The sequence below is a fragment of the Campylobacter concisus genome, assembly GCF_002913745.1.
GTDB lineage: Bacteria > Campylobacterota > Campylobacteria > Campylobacterales > Campylobacteraceae > Campylobacter_A > Campylobacter_A concisus_R.
In genome coordinates, this window is sequence record NZ_PPCG01000051.1 from 1 (window position 1) to 24,702 (window position 24,702).

27 protein-coding genes are annotated in these 24,702 nt (G+C 40.5%); 12 read left to right on the forward strand and 15 right to left on the reverse strand.

The window, feature by feature from the left end; genetic code table 11:
- A partial coding sequence (locus CYO90_RS06650) for an NAD(P)/FAD-dependent oxidoreductase (protein WP_141090545.1) occupies positions 1-660 on the reverse strand: 660 nt, incomplete at its 3' end.
- Positions 657-1,958 carry an MFS transporter gene (locus CYO90_RS06655; RefSeq protein ID WP_103578927.1) on the reverse strand — a complete coding sequence of 434 codons (1,302 nt, stop codon included), beginning with the start codon at positions 1,956-1,958 and terminating at the stop codon, positions 657-659. The genes CYO90_RS06650 and CYO90_RS06655, both read right to left, overlap by 4 nt.
- A 112-nt stretch (positions 1,959-2,070) precedes the next feature.
- Here CYO90_RS06655 and CYO90_RS06660 point away from each other — a divergent pair, with 112 nt between their 5' ends.
- The 3 genes from CYO90_RS06660 to CYO90_RS06670 are packed head-to-tail and all read left to right on the forward strand — an operon-like array spanning position 2,071 to position 3,381.
- Positions 2,071-2,712, forward strand: coding sequence for a non-canonical purine NTP pyrophosphatase (locus CYO90_RS06660; protein ID WP_103578928.1), 642 nt, complete (start codon positions 2,071-2,073; stop codon positions 2,710-2,712).
- Between the two features lie 9 nt (positions 2,713-2,721).
- Complete coding sequence (locus tag CYO90_RS06665; RefSeq protein WP_103578929.1) at positions 2,722-2,916, forward strand: hypothetical protein; 195 nt, start codon at positions 2,722-2,724, stop codon at positions 2,914-2,916.
- A 36-nt stretch (positions 2,917-2,952) separates the two neighbouring features.
- Complete coding sequence (locus CYO90_RS06670; protein ID WP_141090546.1) at positions 2,953-3,381, forward strand: hypothetical protein; 429 nt, start codon at positions 2,953-2,955, stop codon at positions 3,379-3,381.
- A 10-nt stretch (positions 3,382-3,391) separates the two neighbouring features.
- Here the strand turns inward: CYO90_RS06670 and CYO90_RS06675 are convergent, their stop codons facing one another.
- Positions 3,392-4,114 carry a tetratricopeptide repeat protein gene (locus tag CYO90_RS06675; protein WP_103578931.1) on the reverse strand — a complete coding sequence of 241 codons (723 nt, stop codon included), beginning with the start codon at positions 4,112-4,114 and terminating at the stop codon, positions 3,392-3,394.
- A 93-nt stretch (positions 4,115-4,207) separates the two neighbouring features.
- On the opposite strand from CYO90_RS06675, the gene CYO90_RS06680 reads away from it, so the two are divergent.
- The 4 genes from CYO90_RS06680 to CYO90_RS06700 all read left to right on the forward strand — a co-directional run bounded on the left by CYO90_RS06680 (position 4,208) and on the right by CYO90_RS06700 (position 11,136).
- Complete coding sequence (locus CYO90_RS06680) at positions 4,208-5,419, forward strand: saccharopine dehydrogenase family protein (protein WP_103578932.1); 1,212 nt, start codon at positions 4,208-4,210, stop codon at positions 5,417-5,419.
- A gap of 641 nt (positions 5,420-6,060) precedes the next feature.
- The gene (locus tag CYO90_RS06685) at positions 6,061-7,227 is read left to right on the forward strand and encodes a multidrug effflux MFS transporter (RefSeq protein WP_103578933.1); all 1,167 of its coding nucleotides are present in this window, start codon (positions 6,061-6,063) and stop codon (positions 7,225-7,227) included.
- Positions 7,228-7,307: 80 nt separating this feature from the next.
- A complete protein-coding gene (gene rmuC / locus CYO90_RS06690; RefSeq protein ID WP_103578934.1) occupies positions 7,308-8,852 on the forward strand; it encodes a DNA recombination protein RmuC in 1,545 nt (514 codons plus the stop codon).
- A gap of 448 nt (positions 8,853-9,300) precedes the next feature.
- Complete coding sequence (locus CYO90_RS06700) at positions 9,301-11,136, forward strand: aryl-sulfate sulfotransferase (RefSeq protein ID WP_103578935.1); 1,836 nt, start codon at positions 9,301-9,303, stop codon at positions 11,134-11,136.
- 60 nt (positions 11,137-11,196) lie between these two features.
- On the opposite strand, the gene CYO90_RS06705 is transcribed toward CYO90_RS06700, so the two are convergent.
- The 10 genes from CYO90_RS06705 to gatC form a co-directional block, all read right to left on the reverse strand.
- Entirely contained in the window at positions 11,197-11,574 is a 378-nt protein-coding gene (locus CYO90_RS06705) for a hypothetical protein (RefSeq protein WP_103578936.1), read from the reverse strand.
- A gap of 127 nt (positions 11,575-11,701) precedes the next feature.
- On the reverse strand, positions 11,702-12,490 hold the full coding sequence (locus tag CYO90_RS06710) for a shikimate dehydrogenase (protein WP_103578937.1): 789 nt from the start codon (positions 12,488-12,490) through the stop codon (positions 11,702-11,704).
- Positions 12,487-13,380, reverse strand: coding sequence for an SPOR domain-containing protein (locus CYO90_RS06715; protein ID WP_103578938.1), 894 nt, complete (start codon positions 13,378-13,380; stop codon positions 12,487-12,489). The genes CYO90_RS06710 and CYO90_RS06715 overlap by 4 nt, the downstream gene beginning before the upstream one ends.
- 9 nt (positions 13,381-13,389) lie before the next feature.
- Entirely contained in the window at positions 13,390-13,932 is a 543-nt protein-coding gene (locus tag CYO90_RS06720; RefSeq protein ID WP_103578965.1) for a DUF1882 domain-containing protein, read from the reverse strand.
- Positions 13,932-15,176: a serine hydroxymethyltransferase gene (locus tag CYO90_RS06725; RefSeq protein WP_103578939.1), complete on the reverse strand. Its 1,245-nt coding sequence runs from the start codon at positions 15,174-15,176 to the stop codon at positions 13,932-13,934. Before CYO90_RS06725 ends, CYO90_RS06720 begins: the two co-directional genes overlap by 1 nt.
- The gene (gene lysS, locus CYO90_RS06730) at positions 15,173-16,681 is read right to left on the reverse strand and encodes a lysine--tRNA ligase (protein ID WP_258030687.1); all 1,509 of its coding nucleotides are present in this window, start codon (positions 16,679-16,681) and stop codon (positions 15,173-15,175) included. Before lysS ends, CYO90_RS06725 begins: the two co-directional genes overlap by 4 nt.
- Positions 16,682-16,685: 4 nt before the next feature.
- Positions 16,686-17,153, reverse strand: coding sequence for a Fur family transcriptional regulator (locus CYO90_RS06735; RefSeq protein WP_002941362.1), 468 nt, complete (start codon positions 17,151-17,153; stop codon positions 16,686-16,688).
- Positions 17,150-17,767 (reverse strand): CvpA family protein, encoded by a 618-nt coding sequence (locus CYO90_RS06740; protein WP_103578966.1) that lies wholly within the window; start codon positions 17,765-17,767, stop codon positions 17,150-17,152. The genes CYO90_RS06735 and CYO90_RS06740 overlap by 4 nt, the downstream gene beginning before the upstream one ends.
- Positions 17,767-18,900, reverse strand: a complete 1,134-nt coding sequence (locus CYO90_RS06745) for a type IV pilus twitching motility protein PilT (protein WP_103578941.1) — start codon at positions 18,898-18,900, stop codon at positions 17,767-17,769. Before CYO90_RS06745 ends, CYO90_RS06740 begins: the two co-directional genes overlap by 1 nt.
- Before the next feature lie 3 nt (positions 18,901-18,903).
- On the reverse strand, positions 18,904-19,191 hold the full coding sequence (gene gatC, locus CYO90_RS06750) for an Asp-tRNA(Asn)/Glu-tRNA(Gln) amidotransferase subunit GatC (protein ID WP_021085025.1): 288 nt from the start codon (positions 19,189-19,191) through the stop codon (positions 18,904-18,906).
- A gap of 124 nt (positions 19,192-19,315) precedes the next feature.
- Here gatC and CYO90_RS06755 point away from each other — a divergent pair, with 124 nt between their 5' ends.
- From CYO90_RS06755 to hisG, 5 genes are read left to right on the forward strand one after another with little or no spacing between them, the layout of a single operon-like run.
- The gene (locus tag CYO90_RS06755) at positions 19,316-19,879 is read left to right on the forward strand and encodes a hypothetical protein (RefSeq protein ID WP_021085040.1); all 564 of its coding nucleotides are present in this window, start codon (positions 19,316-19,318) and stop codon (positions 19,877-19,879) included.
- Complete coding sequence (locus tag CYO90_RS06760) at positions 19,879-20,886, forward strand: L-seryl-tRNA selenium transferase (RefSeq protein ID WP_103578942.1); 1,008 nt, start codon at positions 19,879-19,881, stop codon at positions 20,884-20,886. Before CYO90_RS06755 ends, CYO90_RS06760 begins: the two co-directional genes overlap by 1 nt.
- Positions 20,883-21,215: a hypothetical protein gene (locus CYO90_RS06765; protein ID WP_103578943.1), complete on the forward strand. Its 333-nt coding sequence runs from the start codon at positions 20,883-20,885 to the stop codon at positions 21,213-21,215. The genes CYO90_RS06760 and CYO90_RS06765 overlap by 4 nt, the downstream gene beginning before the upstream one ends.
- A complete protein-coding gene (locus CYO90_RS06770) occupies positions 21,202-21,831 on the forward strand; it encodes a type III pantothenate kinase (RefSeq protein ID WP_103578944.1) in 630 nt (209 codons plus the stop codon). The genes CYO90_RS06765 and CYO90_RS06770 overlap by 14 nt, the downstream gene beginning before the upstream one ends.
- Positions 21,828-22,442 carry an ATP phosphoribosyltransferase gene (gene hisG / locus CYO90_RS06775; protein WP_002941288.1) on the forward strand — a complete coding sequence of 205 codons (615 nt, stop codon included), beginning with the start codon at positions 21,828-21,830 and terminating at the stop codon, positions 22,440-22,442. The genes CYO90_RS06770 and hisG overlap by 4 nt, the downstream gene beginning before the upstream one ends.
- A 634-nt stretch (positions 22,443-23,076) precedes the next feature.
- Here hisG and CYO90_RS06785 read toward each other — a convergent pair.
- Entirely contained in the window at positions 23,077-24,402 is a 1,326-nt protein-coding gene (locus CYO90_RS06785; protein ID WP_103578946.1) for an aminotransferase class V-fold PLP-dependent enzyme, read from the reverse strand.
- A gap of 87 nt (positions 24,403-24,489) precedes the next feature.
- On the reverse strand, positions 24,490-24,678 hold the full coding sequence (locus CYO90_RS06790; protein ID WP_002941192.1) for a hypothetical protein: 189 nt from the start codon (positions 24,676-24,678) through the stop codon (positions 24,490-24,492).
- Between the last annotated feature and the right edge of the window lie 24 nt (positions 24,679-24,702).

Genomic DNA, 24,702 nt, shown 5'->3' on the forward strand with positions numbered 1-24,702 from the left:
ATCGCCACTAAATTTATAGCTCTCATTTTTGCCATTTATCACTACATCAGCACTTAGACTAACACCACTAAGCTCTTTAAACCAAAACTCATCTTTTTGCAAGCTAAAGCCAACAAGAGCAGGGGCAGGCATTGAGAGTTCAAGGCCAAATTCGCTAGCTATCTTGTAGCCAACATCGCTTGCGCCAAGGGCTTTGTAGCTTAGTCCGCCACTTGCGATGACTAAATTTTTGGCTATAAATTTCTCATCTTTTGTCAAAATTTCAAAAATTTCATCTACTTTTTTAGCGCCAAGAACCTCTTTGTTATAAAAAATATCTGCATTTTGCCTTTTTAAAAGCACGCTCAAAACGCTCTTTGCACCGCTATCACAGAAAAATTGATTTTGCTTTTGCTCGCTAAATTTAAGCTCACTAAAAAATTTCAAAACCTGATCAAAGCTTAGCACTTTTAAAATTTGCTCTATAAATTTCTGCTCGCCAAGGTAGTTTTTAGCGCTTACAAAGCGGTTTGTGATGTTGCATCTGCCGCCTCCGCTTGCTAAGATCTTTTTGCCAGCACTGCTGTTTTTTTCTAAAATGGCAACCTTTTTGCCCTTTAAATTTGCCCCTAAAAAGAGCCCGCTAGCGCCAGCACCAACGATGATGACGTCGTAGATCAAAACTTCAAGCTCTCTTTTAAAGCCGCCTCGCTTGTTAGGCGGGAGTCAAATTTGATCACTTGATTTTTCTCGTTTTTATAATAATCCACCACGCCTTTTTGGCTATTTAGAAGCTCTAAATTTAAGCTCGCTTCTGGGCTTAGGTAGATATTTTTAAAGATTCTAGGATCGCTCAGGCTAAATAGCAAAACAAGCCAGATCACGCAAAGCACCACGCAGATGATGGCAAGCACTTTAAAACTAAAAACGTGCATGATGTATCCGCCAAACGCGCCCCCAACGAAGCTGCCAAAGTAGCCAAATGAGTTAAAGATGCCAAGAGCGGAGCCTTTTTGTGAGGATTTTACAAATTTTGTCGCGGTTGATTGCATGATTGGCTCGTGAAGGTTAAAACCTATAAAAAATATCGCGATGCCAACTACAAAGATAAATTTCGTAAAGCTAAGGGCAAAAATGGCGTAGGTTAGGGCAAAAAGCAATGTGCCAGCTATCAAGATGACCTTGCTAAGCCCCTTGCCATCGCCCAAAGCGCCAGCTAACCCCATAGCCAAAAAGCCAAGCATAGCGCCAAGCGTATAGACCTTGTAAAGCTCGCTGCTCTCATAGCCATACTCTTTTACCAAAACGATCGGGATAACCAAAAATGCGATGCTTGTGAGCATCTTTTGCATGAAAGAGGTGAAATTTATGATCATGTAGTCTTTTTGCAAAAAAAGCTTGCCAAATGGCACCTTTTGGGCCTTTGCGCTAACTTTTATCTCTTTTGGCACGACGGTGTAGAGCAGCACGACGCAAAGCAAACTAAGCGCAGCGCTTAGATAAAAAAGGCTTGAAAGCCCGTAGTCCTTGGCAAGAAGTGGTCCAAGCACCATAGAAAGCGTAAAACTAAGCCCTATAAAAGCGCCCATTATAGCCATAGCTTTTGAGCGGTTTTCTTCAGCCACAAAGTCGCTTATCATTGCTGTTGCCACAGCTCCCACAGCTCCCACACCTTGTAAAAATCTACCAAAAAGCATCGTGTAAATTTCACTTGCCAGCGCGCAGACGATAGAGCCAGCCACAAATATCAAAAGCCCGATGGTTAGGGCTTTTTTGCGGCCGATCTTATCGGAGAGAGCGCCAAAAGGCACTTGAAATATCATCTGTGAGATCGCATAGACTCCTACTATTAGCCCCACTAAAAATTCATTTGCGCCCTCTAAATTTAGGGCGTAGAGGCTAAGTACTGGCAAGACTATGAAAAGTCCAAAAAATCTGCTAGCTACGATAAAAGATAGTGGCAAAACGCTTTTTAACATAAATTTTCCCTTATTTTTAAAAGGACTAAGTTTATCATTTTAACACTAATTTAAATTTAAAAATTTAATCTATTTTTTTGTAAAATACGCCCAAAAATCAAGGAGTTTTGCGATGAAAATCGTGCTTGCGACATCAAATTTAGACAAAGTAAAAGAGATAAAAGAGTTTTTAAAAGGCTATGAAATTTACGCTTTAAGCGAGGTTGTAAAGCCATTTGAGATCGTTGAAGATGGCAGCACTTTTCAGCAAAATGCGCTCATAAAGTCAAAAGCTGTCTTTGCAAAGCTTAAAGAGCTTGGGCTTGAGGACGAATTTGTCTCACTTAGCGATGATAGCGGCATCAGCGTTGATGCACTTGGTGGCGAGCCAGGGATCTACTCAGCACGCTATTTTGACCTTGATGAAAATGACAAAGTGTGCGGCAAAAACGCAAATGACGCAAATAACAGAGCAAAGCTAATTAGCAAGCTAAAGGCGCTAAATTTAAAGAGCTCACCAGCTCACTACACCGCCTGTATCGCCATTAGCTCGAAATTTGGCGACTATACGACGCATGGCTTTATGTATGGCAAAGCGATAGACGAGGAGCGCGGCACAAACGGTTTTGGCTACGACGCACTCTTTATACCAGATGGCTTTACAAAGACGCTTGGCGAGCTAGATAACGAGACAAAGCTTAAAATTTCTCACCGCTCAAAGGGGCTGGAGCTTGCAAATTTCGCACTAAAAAGTCTAAAGAAAAACTACAAATAAGCTATTTTTATGAAGAAAATTTTACTTTTTATATTTCTTGCTTTTGGCATTTTGGTGGCGAGCGAGTATAGGGCGCTTGAAGATAAAAGCATAGTTTATAAAGATGAAAATGGCAATGGAAAGATCGACTACATCGCACTTTTTAAGGCAACGGACGAGCTATTTATCTATGCAAAAGCATATCCTTTGAAATTTAAAGATTAGCAGCAAAAGAAGGCGGCGTTTAGTGATCTTTTAAAGGTGGAGAGAATTTTTGACTTTATGGAGGAAGAGGGCTTTAGCAAGAGTCTGGGCGGGCAAGAAGGTGAGTATTTTAAAATTTGCCAAGCTAGGATACACGTGATGAAGCACAACTTTGATGCGCAGGGCGAGGCTAAAAAGGCGGATAAAATTTATGGTGAGCTTATAAATTTGATGCCAAATAATGGGGAAATTTATGCTGAATTTGCTGATTTTTTAGCAAATTCTAACCGCTTAGACCTAGCAGAGCAAAACTATGATAAAGCTCTAAATTTAGGTGTAAAAAGGGCAAATTTAGGCCTTGCGCTAGTAAAGCTTGCTAGGATGGATCAAAAAGGCGCGCTGCCACACTTAGAAGAGTATCTAAAAAGCTACGCAGACGATGAGTTTGCCAAGATGCTAGCAAGCTCTATAAAAGAGGCACGCTAAAGGTAGAGCCCTAGTTAAGCTCCTTTAGTCCTTTGCTGGCTCGCTCCAAAAGACCCAGCGCGCGAGGGTTTTGCTCCTTGCCTTTTAAAATTTCAAGTACTTCTTTGCAGTTTTTGGCGGCTTCGTCCTTTTGCTCAAGCTTTGCTAGGTCGTTAGCGACTTCTATTAACAGCTCTGATCGCACAAGCTCGTTGCTACTTAACTCTGGCGTGATATCAAGTAAATTTAACGCTAAAATATGCCTGTCGTAGGCTTTTGCAAAGTCATTTTTCATGTAGTAGGTGCTGCCGATGGACTTTATGCAAAGCAGCTCGTCACGCATCGGCGTATTTGAGTTGGTGTCATAAATTTTTTGAGCTTCATAAAAGCTAGCAAGCGCCTCGTCGTATTTGCCTAGCGCCTTTTTTACTGCGCCTATGTTTTGATAAGAGCGAGCTAGTAGCAGTTTGTCACTAACGTTTGCCGCGAGCTCTAGGGCTTTTTGCGAGAGCTCTAGTGCCTTTTGAGGCTCTTTATTTACTAGGCAGATGCTGGCGCCATTTATGAGTGAAGTGATCGCCTGCTCGGTGTTGCCCTCCTTTAAGCAGACATCAGTCGCTTGCTCGGCTAAATTTATGGCTCTCTCTAAATTTCTATCACTTTTATAAAACTCATTTACGCTCTCTTGCACTAGCTCATCGCAGCTACTTGCAAAGAGGCAAATAGGCGCTAAAAATGGCAAAATTTTCTTCATCTTTTCTCCTTTAAAATTTGGCCCATTTTACCTTTTGAAGCTAGAAATTTATATTAACTTTGCTAAAATCACTAAAATTTTAAGGAGCCAAAAATGTCAAATATCTTAATCATCGGAGCAGGTGGCGTTAGCCAAGTCGCAACCGTAAAATGTGCGATGAACTCGGACGTTTTTACAAATATCACCCTAGCAAGCCGCACAAAAAGCAAGTGCGACGCGATCGCTAAATTGATAAAAGATCGCCTTGGCGTGCAGATAAATACCGCGCAAATCGACGCTGACGACACAGCGGCCGTGGTGGAGCTCATTAAGCAAACAAAGGCTGATCTGCTTCTAAACGTCGCGCTGCCGTATCAAGACCTAACCCTTATGGACGCTTGCATAAAGGCTGGCATACCTTACATCGACACCGCAAACTACGAGCACCCAGACACCGCAAAATTTGAGTATAAGCTTCAGTGGGCGAAGGATGGTGACTTCAAAAACGCTGGCACCATGGCGCTTCTTGGCTCTGGCTTTGACCCAGGCGTGACAAACGTATTTTGCGCCTATGCACAGCAAAATTTATTTGACGAGATCCACGAGATCGACATCCTAGACTGCAACGCTGGAGATCACGGATATCCATTTGCGACAAATTTCAACCCAGAGATAAATTTACGTGAAGTTAGCGCAAATGGGCGTTACTGGGAGGCTGGCAAGTGGATCGAGACAAAGCCTATGCAGATCATGTTTAAGTGGGACTACCCAAAAGTTGGCGTAAAAGACAGCTATCTGCTCTATCACGAGGAGCTAGAGAGCCTAGTAAAAAACATCAAAGGACTAAAGAGAATTCGCTTTTTCATGACCTTTGGACAAAGCTACCTAACCCACATGAAGTGCCTAGAAAACGTCGGCATGCTACGCATCGACGAGGTCGAGCATAACGGCATGAAAATCGTGCCTATCCAGTTTTTAAAGACGCTTCTGCCTGACCCTGCAAGCCTTGGCCCTCGCACAAAAGGTAAAACAAACATCGGCTGCGTGATACGTGGGCTCAAAGACGGCAAAGAGCGCCAAGTCTATATCTACAACGTCTGCGACCACGAGGCTTGCTACGCCGAGACAGGCGCGCAGGCTGTTAGCTACACCACAGGCGTGCCAGCGATGATCGGCTCGCTAATGGTCGCAAAAGGTATCTGGAGCGGAAAAGGCGTCTTTAACATGGAGAATTTTGACGCAAAACCTTTCATGGACGAGCTAAATAAGCAGGGGTTGCCGTGGGAGGTAATAGAAATGAAGCCAGGTGAAAGATACGAAGTTTAAATTTTAGACTTATTAGGATTGTCTTTTTCTACTTATACTTTGTTGAAATTCGATTTTTAATGCTCACGTATCACATATACGCTCCGCTTAAAAATCGAATTTCGCCTCGTCTAAGCGAAAAATCCTGCACCTGAATTTATTAAATTTAACCATTATGTAGATCGTCTTTGCTTCACAATAGCGTGTAGAAGTCTAGCCTTGAAGCGAAATTTACTTCTTCTGTTTAGTTGCGAGTGAAGCGAAGTAGAAAACATTTAAATTCATCTCACGATACTTCATCAAAGACTTTGTGACATTTAAATTTTAATAACACGCTCCGCTTAAAAATCGAATTTCGCCTTGTCTAAGCGAAAAATACTTCGCCTGAGTTCTATTAAATTTTATTTTGCTCGGTCATTACCAGATTGACAGCTCTTGCCTCAAAATTTAAAACCATCTCGTCTAGATAAAAGTCACTTTGCCTAATTTTTGCCTTTAAATTTAAACCTCTTCGCCAAACAAAACCTTGATAATTTACCTCACTTCACCAAAGCAAATTTTCTAAATTTACGCCCAAAGCTAGTTTTGGGCGCTTGTTGCTGCCAATTTATAAATTTATGTTATATTCACGAAATCTTAATCGCAGCTAAAAAGGGGGAATCTTGCAATTAACAAAAACATCTATCTGGTTTTTAGTCATTCTAAGCGGTCTAATGGCCTGCACCTCGCTATCAACGGATGTCTATCTGCCTGCCATGCCTACGATGGAGCGACAGCTTCATGGCGATGCGGAGCTAACGATCACTGGCTTTTTGATCGGTTTTGCCATCGCACAGCTCGTTTGGGGGCCTATTAGCGACAGAATAGGGCGAAAACTTCCGCTATTTATCGGTATGGCGCTCTTTGTCGTTGGCTCCATCGGATGTGCCATGTCACAAAGCATGAGCGAAGTGATAATCTGGCGTATCTTTCAAGCCGCAGGCGCGTGCGTGGGACCTATGCTTAGCCGTGCGATGATCAGCGATGTTTTTGAAAATAGCGAAGCTGCAAAGATGCTTTCAAACTTAGTCATCATCATGGCTGCAGCTCCTATCATAGGGCCGCTACTTGGTGGCGCATTACTAGAGATTGGCACTTGGCACTGGATATTTTGGCTAATGGTAGCTGCAAGTGCTTTTTTGTTTATCCTTATCTTCTTCTTGCCAGAGACGTTGCCACAGCAGAAGCGCTCAAAAGAGCCGATGATAAACTCATTTAAGAGCTATTTTGTGCTTATAAAAGATGCTAAATTTATGAAATACACTCTAAGTGTAACTTTCTTTTACATCGCAGCATACGCCTTTATCACGGGATCGTCATTTGTTTATATAGATTATTTTGGCATACCGAGCAAGTACTATGGCTTTTTGTTTGGCGTAAATATACTTGGTGTGGCGGCGCTTAGTTTTTTAAACAAGAGCTTGGTCAATAAATTTAGCCTAAATTCGCTTCTTATCACCTCAAGCACAGTCGCTTTTGTCGCTGCGGCTTTGCTTTTAGCGCTTACATTTTTTGGTATCGCTGGAGTTTGGGGCGTTATCATACCTATGTTTTTCGTCTTTAGTATGAACGGTATCATCGCCTCTTGCTCAAACGCAGCCGCTCTTAATCAAGTACCTCAAGAGATGAAAGGCAGAGCAAATGCTCTCATTGGCTCACTGCAATATGGAAGCGGTATCGTCTCATCAGCCATGCTAGCACTCTTTGCGACCACGACGCCACTTATCATGTCAGCCATCATCTTTGTCTTTATATTTTTGTGCTGGCTAGCTGCCTATCTAAACAAATAAACTATCAAAAGGGCTTAAATGCCCTTTAAATTTAAAGCTATTTCACCTATAATAAAGCCAAAATTTAAAAGGAAATTTCAGTGCTAACGATAGAAAATTTATATATTTTAGTGGCAGCTCTTGCGCTTGTGTGCGTGATACTAACAGCTTTTTTGATAAGTGCAAATTTGAAAAATGCAAAACAAAGAGAAGCTTTAGAAAATTTACAAGATGAGCTAAAAGATAGCGAGCGGCTAAATATCGAGCAAAGAGCAAAGCTTGAAGCAAGTAGCGACAAGATAGATGAGCTAGCTAAAAATTTAGACGAGTATAAAATTTCGCTCAGACAAAAAGATGAAAAAGAGGACGAGCTAGAGCGCGAGTTAAGGTGCCTAAACGAGGAGCTTGGCAGCCAGACAAAGATGGCTGAGATGGCAAAGTCGCTATCTTTAAATTTACAAAGCGAGCTTGGCGCAAAAGAGGACGAGCTAAGAAGATCAAACGAGAGTGAAAATGAGCTAAAACGCGCTATCGTCGCACTAAAAAGCGAGATCGAAGCCAAAGAGAACATCCTAAGATCGCAAGAAGAGAATTTAAAAAAGGTAAAAAACGAGCTAAATTTAGAGTTTGCAAACCTTGCAAATAAGATATTTGAAGAAAAAAGTGCAAATTTCTCAAAAAACAGCAAAGAGTCGCTTGAGCTCTTGCTAACGCCACTTGGCGAGAAGATAACAAGCTTTGAAAAGAGGGTAAATGACGCCCACAGCGACTCGCAAAAGAGCGCAGGCGAGCTTAGTGCGCAGCTAAAAGAGGTGGTCGAGCTTGGCAAAAATATGTCAAAAGAGGCAAACTCGCTAAGCACGGCACTAAAAGGCAGCAACAAGGTCCTTGGCAACTGGGGCGAGATGCAGCTTGAGCGCACACTGGAGGCTGCTGGGCTAGAAAAAGGCACGCACTACGAAACACAAGAGAGTTTTGACGTTAGCGGCAAGAAGCTCATACCTGACTTTGTCATAAATTTCCCAGACGACAAACAGATGATAATAGACAGCAAGGTCTCACTCCACGCCTATGAAAAAGCAGTCGCGGCGGCTGACCCAGCGCAGAGCAAGCTAGCTCTTGGCGAGCACATCGCCTCAATAAAAAAACACATCGACGAGCTAGCTAAAAAAGACTACTCGTCGCTTGTGAAAAGCCCTGATTTCGTGCTGATGTTTGTGCCAGTTGAGCCGGCATTTTTGGAGGCTTTGAAATTTGATCCAAATTTATTTAACTACGGCTATGAGAAAAAAGTGGTGCTAGTCTCGCACACGACGCTCATGCCGCTACTTCGCGTGGTGGCAAATTTATGGCGCATGGAGCATGGCAACAAAGAGGCAAAAGAGATATTAAAGAGTGCAAATGAAATTTATGAGAAATTTTGCACCGTCGCTGAGAAGCTAAATAGGCTTGGAAACTCGGTGAGATCGGTAAATGATAACTTCAATGAGGTAGTTAAGAGCGTGAGCGGACAAGGTGGGCTTGATAGTAGGCTGGAGAAATTTAAAAAGATCGCTCTAAATCCCAAAGATACGCAGATAAAAGAGCTTGAAGCAAGACCTAGAGAGATATCAATAACTAACATTAATGTAAAAAATTATCAATGATAAAACTTACAGCCACTATTAATTTTGTATTTATATTAATTTTTATTCGAGTACTTATGGCATGAAAATGTGTATGACTGCTTATTTTGATGCCTATGTTTAAAATTTAACTAGACTATCAAAGCTTTTTACTTTCAAAATAGTAGCCAACTTTGGCGTGCAGTATCTAAAGTATTTTGAGCTAAAAGCTAAGATCTTTGACCTTATAAATGGCGAAGATAATGAGGCCCGATACGCTATTTAATAAATTTTAAATATATTTTTAAATTTTAAGCTAGTATTAACTTTAGCGTGAAATTTATGTTATAAAGATTTACTACAATTACACACAAAGCAAATCATTTTTGTTATTCCTTTTGCTGATTTAAGCCTTGGCTAAACCAAGGCTTTTTCTAAATTTTATAAGCTTTATGAGTAGAGTTTATAAAATTTATCCAAAGGAGATGTTATGAAAAAGACTTTGAGTTGTGTTGCACTAGCCTCTGTGCTTTGCTCGAGCGCTTTTGCGATAGGCGGTCCAAGCGGAGCTAAACTTGACTACGCTATCACTGGAGCTATCGGCGAAGTAGTGGTAAATCCATACGACACAGCGCCACTTACAGCAGTCATCAAAAATGGCGGCTACACACTAAGCAACGCTAAGGTCACTATCGTGCCAAAACAAGGTGGTCAAACTATAAGCTACAAAGTGGCTGACAAGCATCTTCGCACACATGGCGGCATCCCAGTTTTTGGCATGTATCCTGACTATCAAAACACCGTTGAGGTCGAGTACGACAAGAGCTACAAGGGCAAGACAGAGCATATAAAAGAGAGCTATAAAATTTACGCTCCAGCTATCTACCTAGAGAGCGCTGGCACGCCAAATCAAAAGGGCGCGCTATTTGACAAGATCGAGGTTACTAAGCCAGCAAGTGCTAAATTTGCAAACCGCCTCTACTATGTAAATAACTTTGTAAATAAAACAGGCAAGGGCACAAAAGTCGTTTGGAACAACCCAGCTGGCGGTGCGATCGAGTGGAACTACAGCCCAAATAACTTCATCCTTGATACAAAAGGCGAGGTTAGATGGTATCTTGAGCCAAGCAAAATTTACGACCTAAAACAGCCATTTCACGCTGGCGTTATGATGGGCTTTAAGCAAAATGACGACGGCGCGATGACTTGGGGTTACGGCCAAAGATACGCAAAATACGACATCATGGGTAGAGAAATTTTCAACCGCGAGCTACCAGCTAGCTACAACGACTTCTCTCACTCGATGGACGTAGCACAAAACGGACACTACTTCTTGCGCGTGGCAAATGCCGACTACAAAAGGGCTGATGGTAAAAACGTAAGAACAGTGCGCGACGTCATCGTTGAGCTTGACCGCGACGGCAACGTAGTTGATGACTTTAGACTATATGAAATTCTCGATCCTTACCGCGACATCGTGCTAAAAACGCTTGATCAAGGCGCAGTTTGCTTAAACATCGACGCTAAAAAAGCAGGCCACACAGCAAGCTCTGATGAGCTTCAGTCTATGGATACGCATGATAAATGGGGCGACATAGTTGGCGCTGGTCCAGGACGCAACTGGGCACACGTAAATAGTGTGGATTACGACCCAAGCGATGATAGCATCATCATCTCAAGCCGCCACCAAGACGCAGTTATCAAGATCGGCCGTGACAAACAAGTAAAATGGATCATGGGCGCTCACAAGGGCTGGAGCGATAAATTTAAAGATAAACTACTTCAGCCAGTTGATAGCAAGGGCAATAAGATCGTCTGCGAAGATGAGTACTCAAAATGCCCAGGATACGAGAGCGACAAAGGTGGCTTTGACTGGCAATGGACGCAGCACACAGCATTTAGGATAGATAGCAAGTCTAAAAAAGGCGAAATTTATCTAAGTGTCTTTGACAACGGCGACACAAGGGGCATGGAGCAACCAGCCATCGCTGGCATGAAGTACTCTCGTGCGGTCGTTTATAAGATCGATGAGAACAAAAAGACCGTTGAGCAGATCTGGGAGTACGGCAAAGAGCGCGGCAAAGAGTGGTATAGCTCAGTTACTAGCCTTACGCAGTATCAAGATGACCTTGATAGCGTGATGGTCTATTCAGCCGTTGCTGGCATGCAGTTTGATATCGCAAAAGGTCGCCCAGTAGGACTTCCTAGCCCGCACATCGATGAGTTTGAGTGGGGTGCAAAAGAGCCTAGCATCGAGATAAAGATGACAAATGCTATGGGCTATCAAGCGTTTCCATTTAGCTTGCAAAAAGCGTTTGAGAAATAAAAATTTTCCTCCTTTGCTTCGGCAAGGGAGGGCTTTTTTAGTTTTGTGTGATTTTAAAATTTATTTGCTATTTTGCTCTTTTAAAATAACCTTTGCATTTTTCTCTCTTTTGCAAAACTCTAAAAAATTTAATCCATTTTTTGTATCGTCATTTAGTCTGGTGCAGCCAAAACCTCTCTCATCATGCGGATAAAGCGCTAAATTTAGGCTTGGAAAGATGAAAAAGCACCACTCGTTTAAGGAGTATGTATAGAGCATGAGTAGTTTAGCCAGATCTTTGATCTCATCAAATCTTAAAGTATCTATCCTAAGGCAGATGGCAGGCAGCAAAATCTCACTATTTAAACCAAGATCAAAGTGCTCATTTGGCTCTTGCAAGATGCCTAGCTTTTTAAATTTATCGTGCAAATGTTTTACTTCAAGCGCTTCATCGCTCAAGTTAGTATCGTCGTAGTTTAAGGCGCTTTAGAGTGGCTAAAGGAGTTAAAATTTATATCGCTAAGCTTTAGAGCTTGGCTTATTAAGCTTGATTAATTTTTTTAAACTATCTGATCTTGCAAGAGCTCTATAAACTAAGAGCCTCTCGCATAGAAATTTCTATCTTTTTCTCATCGAGGCTACTGTTATAAAATAAATTTAACGCTAAAACCGCTTGATGTAGGAGCATATCAGCTCCGTCTTTGCATGCTAAATTTTGGTTTTTAGCCTCTTTTAAAAATGGCGTTTGCTTGCCGTATATCACATCAAATGCAAATTTAGCGCTTTTTAAAATGCCATCTAAAATCTCTTTTGGTGCTGGCAAAAGATCGTCTTTTAGCCCTGCTGAGGTTGAATTTACCACCAGATCAAATTTATGCTCTTTATAATCATCCCAGCTAAAGCACTCATAGTGATCTTTAAATTTATCAAGTCTTGCCTTGCTTCTATTTAGTATGCAAACATCTATGTTTTGTGATTTAAGTGCGTAGGCTAGGGCATTTGCGGTGCCTCCAGCTCCAAGGATGATGGCGCTTTTTGCCTCTTTGAAATTTGCTATCGCTTTTAAAAAGCCAGGTGCGTCAGTGTTGTAGGCATAAATTTTCTCATTTTTTAGCACTAAAGTGTTTGCAGATCCTATTTTTTGGGCTGCCTCTGAGGCGTCATCGGCTAAATTTAGAGCAGATTCTTTATGCGGGAGTGTGACATTTGCGCCGTTTAGTTTTAGGGATTTAAATTTATTGATTAGCTCATTGCCATCTTTTAGCAAGACCCTAGTATATAGGGCATCAAGAGCTAGATCGGCAATGGCTTTGTTGTGTAGTCTTGGAGATACCGAGTGAGCTATCGGATCTCCAAAAACTGCGAAGGTTTTCATTTTGCTCTAAAGACAAAAGCGTCTTTATTGACATCTTTTCTTATGTCATTTACAGCTTTTTGTAGCCCTTTTTCATCAAATGGACCAACTAAAATTTTAGTTAGCTCGCCAGCTTTTATAGTTTTGTAGCTATAACCTTTGGCTGCTATTTTTTTCATATAGTCGGCATTTGGGTTAAATTTACTAGTTGCAAATACTTGAACATAAGAGCCTTTTGCGACGCTCTCAGCCTTTGCTGGAGCTTCAGCTTTTTTCTCTACTTTTTCTGCTTTTGTAGGAGCTTCAGCCTTTTTCTCTACCTTTGTTTCAGGTTTTTTCTCAGCTTTAGTTTCAGCTTTTTTCTCTGTTTTTGTCTCAGTTTTAGCTGGCTTTGCTTCAGGCTTTTTCTCTGCTTTAGTTTCGCTTTTTGTTTCAGCTTTTTTAGCTGGAGCCTCTACCTTTGTCTCAGCTTTTTTAGGTGCTTCAGTTGGATGCTCGACAGCTTTTACTACTTCTTTTGGCTCTTCAGTTTTAGGAGCTGGCTTTGCACCTTCTTTGTCTTTTAGCTTTTTGATCATATCTTCAAAATCATCTTGTTGCTTATTTTCAGGCACGATAGGCACTTGCTCGAAAAGCTGAGTATCGCCTTTTTTAACATCTGAATTTGTATCTTGTGCAGGCACTTGCGTATCGACTGGCTGCTCTGCTGGCACTGGAGGCAGAACTAGTCTTGAGTCAGCTTCGTTTTGAGATTGTACAGAATCATTTGAATTTACTAATTTCATAGCGACTATAATAATCAAAAAAAGTATAACTAAAGCTGCTATAAACATAAGAAGTTTCTTTAGTTTTGCGCCCTTTGCCTCATCATCCTTTTCTAAAAGTATATCTTTTAACTCTTCGTTTTCCATTATTTCTCCTTACATATATTTTGACCAGCTAGCACCACGCTCTTTTTGATAGAGCTTATATGGCAAAGTTAGGATGTTAAACTCTCTTGGCATATCTTGATTAGGAAACATTCTCCACTCTTTGGCTAGCTTTTGTGAGAGCTTTGCGCTTAGCATATTTGCAAGCGTGCAAGCTTCATTTAGCGTAGTGTGACCCTTATGCACATAAAGGTGCAAATGTCCCGGCGTCTTGGTCTCGTAGGCTGTAAAATTTATAAAGCCTTCTTCTCTTAAAAGAAGCTGAGCTCTATGCCAAAACCTATCTGGAGTTCTGCCGTTGTAGTCAAAAACTATATTTTCGACCTTATCACTTGCATTAATCAGCGAGTGGGCGATTATAGCTTTGCCCTCCTCATGCTCTTTCATGACACTATAAGTTAGTGGTTCGTTGATCTTTTCAAATTTATCAAAGAAAATTTTGCCCTTGTACTCTATCTTATTGACGATCGTGTCACGCTTGATGTAGTAGTGGGTCGTTATTATCTTTATAAGAGATGTATCAATACTTTGCATCAATATGTCGCTTTATCGTAGATTATAAATTTATGAGCAAGATCGACTAGTTCGGCTTTTGTCTTCTCTTGTAAAGAGGTGTTGTTGATATCGCTTAGAACGTCAGCGATCTTGTTTGCTATTAGCTCAAACTCAGCCTCTTTCATACCACGAGCTGTAAGGGCTGGGCTGCCTACACGTATGCCGCTTGTGATAAACGGACTTCTTGTCTCACCTGGGACTGTGTTTTTATTTACAGTTATGCCAGCATTTCCAAGAGCGATGTCCGCGTCCTTTCCGCTAAATTCGCGGTTTAAAAAGCTCATTAGGATTAGGTGGTTGTCAGTGCCGCCACTTACTAGATCAAAGCCTCTGCTTATTAGCACTTCGCCAAGTTTTTTAGCGTTTGCTTTTACTTGTTTGGCGTAAATTTTCCACTCAGGGCTAAGGTTGTGCTTAAAGCCAACTGCCTTTGCAGCGATGACATGAACTAGTGGGCCGCCCTGGATGCCTGGGAATATAGAAGAGTTTATCTTTTTAGCGTACTCTTCGTTGTTTGTCATGATGATGCCGCCTCTTGGGCCTCTTAGAGTTTTATGCGTAGTTGAGCTTACGACGTCGCAGTGTGGGAAAGGATTTTGATGCTCACCGGCTACTACAAGACCAGCGATGTGGGCAACGTCTGCAAAGAGTATCGCGCCAACAGCGTCAGCTATCTCTCTAAATTTCTTAAACTCGATCTCTCTTGTATATGCGCTTGCGCCACAAACGATCATTTTTGGTTTTACTATCTTTGCGATATCCATAACTCTATCGTAGTTTATGCGACCATCAAGCTCGACGCCGTAGAAAAAGCTCTCATACATCTTGCCAGAGCTACTTACCTTTGCGCCGTGAGTTAGGTGTCCGCCGTGGCTTAGATCCATGCCTAAAATTTTATCGCCTGGATTAAGCAAAGCACCATAAACGCCTTGGTTTGCCTGAGAGCCTGAGTTTGGTTGAACGTTTGCAAATTCGCATCCAAAAAGCTCTTTGCATCTATCGATCGCGATTTGCTCGATCTCATCGACAAATTCGCAGCCACCATAATATCTCTTGCCAGGGTAGCCTTCAGCGTATTTGTTTGTTAGGATTGAGCCCATCACCTCCATAACATCTGGATAAGTGAAATTTTCACTAGCGATCATCTCAAGGTGATCACACTGGCGTTTTAGCTCTAAATTTACTAGGTCAAAAATTTCTTTATCGTAGCTTTGCAAACTCATTTTTCATTCTCCTTTGTCTCAGTTTTTAGTGGTCTCATCGCCGGGAAGAGAACAACGTCGCGGATTGATTTTTTATCTGTTAGAAGCATCACAAGCCTATCTATGCCTATGCCTTCGCCTGCAACTGGCGGCATGCCGTATCCTAGGGCTTTTACATAGTCTTCATCCATCTCGTGAGCCTCGTCATCGCCTGCGTTTTTAGCGTCGATTTGCGCTTTAAAGCGGTTGTATTGATCGATTGGATCATTTAGCTCGTTAAAGCCATTTGCTAGCTCACGACCAGCGATAAATAGCTCAAATCTCTCTGCCACATCAGGATTTGTATCGCTTCTTCTTGAAAGTGGGCTTATAGAGATCGGATAGTCGATGACGAAAGTTGGGTGGATGAGCTTGCTCTCCACGTAGTTGTCAAAGAGTTCAGCCTGCAAGTGGCCAAGGTCGAGCTTTTCGTTTGCTTCAAAGCCATCAGCTCTTAGTTTTGCTAAAATTTTAGCCTTATCGCTTACGATATCTTCAGCAAGTCCGCCTATCTCAACTAAGGCTTTTTTATAGCTTATGCGTTTAAATGGCTTGCTAAAATCAATCTCCATACCATCAAAATTTATCACTTTCTCCATGCCAATTTTTTCTAAAATGACATTAAATAAATCCTCTGTGATGCCCATTAGATCGTGGTAGTTGTGATATGCCCAGTAAAACTCAATACTTGTAAATTCAGGGTTGTGAGTCAGATCCATACCCTCGTTTCTGAAGTTTCTATTCATCTCATAAACAGCTTCAAAACCGCCAACTACAAGGCGTTTTAGATATAGCTCAGGAGCGATCCTTAGGTATCTCTCAACTCCAAGAGCGTTGTGAAATGTCACAAATGGTTTTGCATTTGCGCCACCAGCTATTGGGTGAAGCATCGGAGTTTCAACCTCTAAAAAGCCCTTTTCTTCAAAAAATCTTCTAATCGTGCTTATAATCACCGAGCGCTTTTTAAAATCAGCCCTAACTTCAGGGTTCATTATCATATCAAGGTATCTTTGGCGATATCTTGTCTCAACATCAACTAGCCCGTGGTACTTCTCTGGAAGCGGACTAATTGATTTTGTAGCTAAGCTAAGCTCATTTACGTGCATTGAAAATTCGCCAGTTTTTGTTATAAAAGCGTAGCCTCTAACATATACGATGTCGCCTATTTCTACATATTTTTTAACGATTTTAAACCACTCTGGATCAAGCGTCTTGTTGCTAAAGTAAATTTGTAAATTTCCATTTTCGTCTTCGATGTTTGCAAAGACCGCTTTACCAGCGTCACGGATCAGCTTTATCCTACCTGCAAGGCCTACTAGCTGCCCCTCTGCTTTTTTCTCTTCTGTATCTTTTATATAGTTAAATTTAAGTCTAAATTTAGAGATATTCATATCTCTTCTAAGAAAATGTGGATATGGATTTATGCCTAAATTTCTAAGCTCATCTATGCTTTCTAATCTTTGAATTTCGTGTTGGTTGTCAAATATCACCTTACTTTCCCTTTATATTATTTTTTGAACATTTTTCGCAAATTCCATAAAGCTGCATCATGTGACCAGTTAGTTTAAAGCCATGCTCTTTTGCGATGCTTATTTGCCTTTTTTCTATCATAGGATCTTCAAATTCTATGATAAGGCCGCACTTTCTGCATATCATGTGGTCGTGGTGTGGCTTTGTGGCAAGCTCAAATTTCTTGCCTTGAGAGCCAAAGCTGATAGATGTTACCATCTCTGATTCTTCTAGTAAATTTAGCGTCCTATAAACAGTTGCGATGCCGATATTTAGCTCAGGATAGGTCTCTTTTATAAAAAGATATAGCCTCTCTGGCGTAAAGTGTTCATCGTTGTTATAAAGCGTTTTTAGTAAAATTTCACGCTGTTTTGTATATTTTAAACCGTTGTCGCGAAGAACTCTTTTAAATTTCTCAAGCAAAGCATCATATTCTAAATTTTCTATCATTTTTCTTCCCCTTTAGTGACGTTTGTGTCGGTGTTTGTGCTTGCATTTGCATCCATTGAAATAAATGCATCACTCTTGTTTGTATCCTTTGGTCTTACTACCATCTCATCTAGCTCATTTTTGATGTTTTTCACATCGATATTTGTTATCCATCTACCAGTTTCAAGCAGGAGCGGATAGACTTTGCTGTTTGTGAAGTATGGCTCGATCATTTTATTTAGCGAAGTGCCTGACATTACGGCAACGACTGCTGAAAATGTGAGGAAAATTTTGCCACTTCCCATGACAAATCCACCAAGTCTATCTAAAAAGCCAAGTCCACTTACTGAAACTATCTTTGATAAAAATTTGCCAACTAGCAGACAAACTAGCCAAAAAACTAGCCAAAGTCCGATGAATGCGACAAATTGTAAAAATGAAGGATTTTCAAATTTATAGATATTTTTGCTTATTAGGCCCTCAGCTACATCTGAAAATCTACTAGCGACAACTAGACCACCGATAAGTCCGATAAGTCCAAAAGTCTCTTTTATAAGCCCGTTTATTATGCCTTTTACACCAAGTATCAGGACAAGGGCGATGACGATAATGTCAAACCAAGTTACTAAATCCATCATACAGTTCCTATTAAATTTTGAAGTTCTTGCTGGCTAGTCGAGTAGGCTAGCGCATTTTCTTTTGTGATCAAGCCCTCTTTTAGCGCTTTCATCAAGGCTTGAGTCTGCGTGCTCATGCCAGTTTGTTGCTGATTTAGCTGCATTTGAGAGTAAATTTGATGCACTTTGTTTTCGCGTATCAAGTTTGATATCGCCATATTATTTATCAAAATTTCATGCACAGCACACCTTCCGCCGCCTATTTTTGGTATCAGACTTTGTGAGATGACGGCAGTTAGCGAAACGCTAAGCATATTTCTTACTTGAAGCTGCTCGCTTCCATCGAAGCTATCAACGATCCTATTTATAGTTTGTATGGCTGAGTTTGTGTGAAGAGTGCCAAAGACTAGGTGCCCAGTCTCAGCTGCTGTAATAGCCGTAGAGATCGTCTCTCTATCCCTCATCTCGCCCACAAGTATGATATCTGGGTCTTCACGAAGTGCAAATTTTAGCGCCTTTGAGTAAGAGTGTGTGTCGGTGCCTATGTTTCTATGTGAAAATAGGGCTTTTTTGTTGTTATGTACAAACTCGACTGGGTCCTCAACGGTGATGATGTGCTTTCTATAATTTAAATTTATCTCATTAAGCATCGCTGCAAGCGTCGTTGATTTACCGCTACCTGTTGGTCCAGTAACTAGGATAAGACCCTTTTCTCGTTTGATGATATATTTAAAAATTTGTGGTGCATTTAGATCATCAAGCGAAGGGATGTCGATAGGTATGATACGAAAAGCTGCGGCTAGATCGCCATTCATCGTGTAGTAGTAGTTGCCACGAAAGCGGCCGATATTTGGAAGCTCTATGGCAAAGTCAAGCTCTTTATTGTTTTCAAGTTCGCTCTTTTGGGCATCTGTGATCAGAGCGTAGCATAAATTTTCTATATCTTTGCCACTTAGCACGCCAAATTCAAGCGGCCTTAAAGTGCCATCTATCCTTATCTGAGGTTCAGACCTTGAGACTAGGTGGAGGTCACTGGCTTTATTGAAAACAACGGTTTTTAGAAGCATTTGGATGTCACCAGAGAGATTACTCTCTGATGCTTTGGCTTGAGCGTCCGAGCTTTGCGCTCTTAGTTGTTCGATTAGATCCATATTTTACTCTATGATCTTTGGCACGGCAAAGAAGTGTCCCTCGCGTGAAGGGGCGTGCTTTAAAATTTCATCGACAACGTCACTTAAATGTGGCTCATCTTCTCTTAATGGAGTGCCACCTTTTATAGAGCTAACTACGGCCTCATCGCTACTTAGATCAAGCTCATTTAAAACATCGACAAAAGATACGATTTCACTTAATTGCTTCTTGATCTCTTCTCTTTTTTCATCATTAATTTGTAATGCGGAGAGTTTTTCTAGTTTATTTAAGAGAGTGTCGTCTATTTGCATTATTAAGCAACCTTTTAATTGATTTTGAGGCATTATATCACATTCAAGCTTTAATTTTGGGCTACTTTTAATTTAATTATGCTAAAATCTGCGAATTAAAATTTTTCAAAAGCAAGGAAAAACGTTGGCTATAAAAGAAGACTTAACCGAGATAAAAAAAGAGATCGACGCCCAGGAGCAGTTTCTTGAGAGTATGATCAAGGGAGAGCGTTTTTTTAGGAAATATAAAACTTTGTTGATCGTGCTATGCGTGGCAGCTATCGTCGCACTCATCGGATTTTACGCTAGTAAAGTTTTAAACGACAACAGAGTTGAGGAGGCAAATTTAGCCTATTCAAAGCTTATTTTAAATCCAAATGACGCAAGCGCTTTAAATGTTTTAAAGGAGAAAGAGCCAAGCTTATATGCGCTTTTCTCACTTGGGCAAATGCTTGATAAAAACGATACAAAAGGCATTAGCGAGCTTGCAAATTTAAAAGTAAATCCGATCGTAAAAGATATCATCCTTTCACAAACCGGCGATGCTAATACTCAAATTTTAAGCGAATATAACGCACTTTTAAAAGGTTTTGAGCTTTTAAAACAAAATAAAATCAAAGAGGCAAATGTGGAATTTGACAAGATCGCGCTTGACTCACAACTACAAACTTTAGTTAAAAATTTAAAACACTATCAGGGAATAAAATAATGAAAAAACTTACACTATTCTTGGCTTTTGCCTTGGCTCTAGTTCTAAGCGGATGCGGCACAAAAAGACAATATTTTGAGCCTGCGCAAACTTCTGGCGAGATATCTTTATCAAAAGATCTTCCTTCTTACATCAAATCAGCGAATGCAAATGGCGCAACGCTGGATAATGGCAACATCATCACGAAAAATGGGCTAAATAAAAGCGTTACCTTGCCTGAAAATTTCAACTTCTTAAACGAAAACAACGGCTTTGTTATCTCAGCTAGCATAAATGGCGACCTAAACGTGACTGATCCTAGCGGCCACAGCGTTTATAGCGGTAAATTCCCAACTGCGATCGTAGCAGCCTCACTTGATCAAAACCAGCTTGCAGCTATCAGCGCATCAAACCACATCTATCTAATCGATATCAACACAGCTACGATACTAATGGAGTATAGCTCATCTGACATCGCAGCGGTTGATTCAAGAGTTGTGGCACCTTACTTCATGAGCTCGCTCATCGTCTATCCAGCGCTTGATGGTAAAATTTACATCGTTCAAAAAGATACTGGTAGAATTTTACGCGACGTTGTCGTAAGCTCTGAAAATTTCTTTAATAACATCATATTTTTAGGCGTTGAGGGCGATAACCTAATCGCAGCAACAGCTAAAAAACTAATCGTCATCAACCCAAGCCAGACAGTATATTATGACGGTGAGATCAAAGACGTGCTAGTTCATAACGATGAAATTTACATCTTTAAAAAAGATGGCACGATCGTAAGAACAGACCTCATGTTAAAAGAGCAAAATAAGGTAAATTTCAAATTTGCTATATTCTCAGCGGCTACTATCATCAACAATAAGCTCTATGTCATCGAAAAAACAGGCTATGTTATAAAGACAAATTTAGACCTTAGTGGAGCTGAAATTTATGAATTTAGCGATGAGATAAAAGATAAAAGTTTTATGGGCAATGGCGCATTTTACTACGATAACGAGTATGTCAATCTAGGGCAATGAACCAAAAAATTTGGGAGCTTTTTGAAGCTAAAAAGATCTTGCTAAGAGATCTAAAAAGGCTTGACCTTAGCGAATTTACCAAGAAACGCTCGCTTGAGGCGTTTTTTGGTGTCGATACAAAAAATTTCTACGAGATCGTTTTTTTAAGAAGTGCAAAGAGCAGGCTTTTGGTCAAAGAAGCCAGTGAGATAAATGAAATTTGCACTAAATTTGAAGAGAAATTTCAAACCAAGATCAAAAAACGTGTGATCTTTTACAACTCTCAAATTTGCTCAAAATCCCTAAACTACTTCAAAGAAGAAGGCTGGAGCTGTTATGATTTTGTGTGATATCGGCAACACCAACGCCTCTTTTTTGCAAAATGGCAAGATCACACATATAAAAGTTAGTGAATTTAAAAACTACAAGCCAGACGAAAAGGTCTATTTTATCTGTGTAAATGAAGAAATTTTGCGCATGATAGATAATGACGAAATGTTTGTAAATTTAGAGCCTTACTTTGAGATAGACACGATCTATCAAGGTCTTGGTGTAGATAGAAAAGCAGGTTGCTATATGATAAATGATGGCGTTATAGTAGATGCTGGAAGTGCCATAACCGTTGATATAATGGTAAACTCACTTCATCTTGGCGGCTATATCTTGCCAGGCATCGCAACTATGTTAAATGCTTATAAAAGCATCTCGCCACGCCTTGATGTGACACTAAATTCACAAATTGACATCGATGCGTTGCCTCAAAAGACGAGCGACGCTGTTAGTTATGGCATCATAAAGCCCATTATCACGCTTATTTCAAAGCTAGCAGGTAGCAAAAAAGTCTATTTTACTGGCGGAGATGGCGACTTTTTGTCTAAATTTTTTAAAAATGCCATTTGCGACAAAATGCTGATCTTTCGCGCCATGCAAAAAATAATCGATGAGAAAAAGGAAATTTTAAAATGATAACAGTAGCCTTGCCAAAGGGCAGGATCGCAGAAGATACACTTGAAATTTTTAGAAAAATTTTTGGTTCGAGCTTTATGTTTGAGGATAGAAAGCTCATCCTTGAAGAGGGAAATTTTAGATTTTTAATGGTTCGCAACCAAGACATACCAACATACGTCACTGAAGGAGCTGCAGATATCGGTGTGGTCGGCCTTGACGTACTTGAAGAGCATAAGCCAAATGTAGTAAGGCTGCTTGATCTACAAATAGGCAAGTGCAAGGTCTGCATCGGCATAAAAAACGAAGATGAGCTTGATTTTTCAAGGTCTGAGCTAAAGATCGCTACTAAGATGCCAAATATCACTAGAAATTACTTTGCCAAGCTTGCTGTTGGCGTCAAGATCATCAAGCTCTATGGCTCGATCGAGCTAGCACCACTTGTTGGGCTAAGCGATGCGATCGTCGATGTGGTCGAAACTGGCTCGACCATGAAGCAAAATGGGCTAAAGGTAGCTGGCGACATCATGCAAAGCTCAGCCTATCTAATCGCAAATAAAAATAGTTTTATCATTAAAAAAGATGAAATTTTGGAGCTTTATCAAAAGATAAAAGATGAAATTTCAAAATAAAATTTGAAATCTTGGCTTCTAAATTTAAAAAATTGTTAAATTTATCAACTTTAAAGCTAGTAAATTTAAGTGCATAGGATATTAAATTTACACGGCTTACTTTGTCTAATTTTTTTAAAAAAACTTTGCTATTAAAATTTGGGCAAATCAAAAGTTGTAACCGCCACTAAAGTTACAAGTTAAATTTGAAGATATTTGTTTCGGTGTGTGTTTTTGGGTTGGGCTTGTGCATAGCTATGGTAGGTTTTAGTTTTATAATCAAATTTTATTTTGGAGTGATGAAATTTGATGTAGATGAGGCAGGTTCAAATTTAAAAAACTAATTTTACAGAAGTTACTTAAAGCAAAGCATTTAAATTTCAAAACCTATTTTTAAAAAACTTGCTATTAAAATTTGGGCAAATCAAAAGTTGTAACCGCCACTAAAGTTACAAGTTAAATTTGAATATTTTTATTGAGTGGGCAGGCAAGCTTTGTTGTTGAGCTTATGTCCTACTATGATAAATTTTAAATTTTATTTCAGACTGACTAAATTTTATATAGATAGGCTGGTTTAAATTTAAAAAAAACAGAGTTAATTTTGCAGAAGCTGTTTAAGGCAAAGCATTTAAATTTCAAAGCCTAATAAATTAGCCTAAATTTTACCGCCAAACATCTCATACATCGCCTTCTCTTCGCCCCAAAGCTCTCGGTGCTTTTTGATAGATGATTTGATAGCGTTTATGAGATAGAGCACGTCCTCTTTTGTGTGCGTGTAGTGCATGCTCACCCTTACAAAACCTGGCTTTTTCTCTAAGATCTTATTCTCTTTAAGCCCCAGTAGATCAAAAGCATAAGGCCCAGCGCACATCACACCAGCGCGGCTTTGTATGCCGTGGTTGTTGCTAAGAGTTGCGGCAAAGTCATAAGGTGAAATGTCTCGCACATTAAATGAAAAAATAGGCAGTTTTTCTGCACTTTTAGGGCCATAAATAGTGATATCTTCGATGCTGCTAAGCTCTTTTTCAAAAAAATCTGCCAGCTCCTCTTCGCGTGCTTTGATATTTTCTACTCCGACACTTGCTTGCAAGTTGTAAGCTAGACTTGCTCGTACCAGCCCCAAGATAGATGGCGTGCCAGCCTCTTCAAGCTGCTCGACATTTTTTATAAAAAGGTGTTTTGATGGCGTTGCAAGAGCGATAGTGCCGCCACCTGCAAAGCTTGGTATGTCGCTTGTATAAAGTTCTTTTTTGATCGCCAAAAGACCGCAACTCCCAACTCCTCCAAGTAGCTTGTGAGGCGAGAAAAAGGCCGTGTCAAAGTAGGCGGAGTCTAAAATTTCATGCGAGCTGGTTGCCGCGCAGTCAAATGCCACTACTCCGCCAAATTTCTTAACGAGCGAGTAAATTCTCTTGTAGTCGGTTTTCACGCCTGTGACGTTTGAGGCGGCACTAAAGCAGGCGATGATCTTTCTTTTTGCGTTTAGTTTTAGTGTCCTCTCAAGCATCACGTAGTCTATCTCGCCGTTTTCATCAAGCAAGGTGCGCTCGCAGTCGCAAAGCCCCTCGCGAAAGCTGATTTCGTTTGAGTGGTGCTCATAGGGCCCAACCAGCACGAGTGGTAAATTTACGCTTCTTAAATTTGCTTCGCCGATCAAGGCTCTTGTTGCTGGCGGCAGATAAATTCCCATTATCTCTTGAAATTTCTTTATCGCAGCCGTTGCGCCTTGGCCTGTTGCTATTAGATAAAAGCTATCATCAAGCCCCAAAAGCTCTTTTAGCTCGGCTCTTGCGTTTTCGTAGCGTTTTTGCGTTAGCACGGCGCTTGAGCTGCTGTCTGAGTGAGTGTTTGCGTAGGTTTTTAAAAAGTTTGAAATTTCATCTTCGATAGGCGCATAGGCAAGTCCTGAGGCCGTGTAGTCAAAATAGTAAATTCCATCTTTTAAAATGATATTTTTTCTTACTTCATCTATAGTTGGCACGATTTTCCTTTTGGTTAAAAGCGCGATTATAATGAAATTTTGTATAAAGTGAGGTTACAAGCGGGCAGGGCGCCCACTCGCGTGTGTTTATTTGTTTAAGAAGTTTTTCTCTAACCACTCGTTAGCTTTTGCTTCACTCTCAAATCTTTGGCTCTTAGCAACTTGGTTTGCACCCTCGTAGAAACGGATACGAATGCCGTCTTGAACGCTATCGATCTTGATTCTAGTGATCTTATCCTTGTTTAGATAAGTCCTGTCGTTTAGTTTTACATACATGTTTTTCTCCTTTTAAAAATTTGG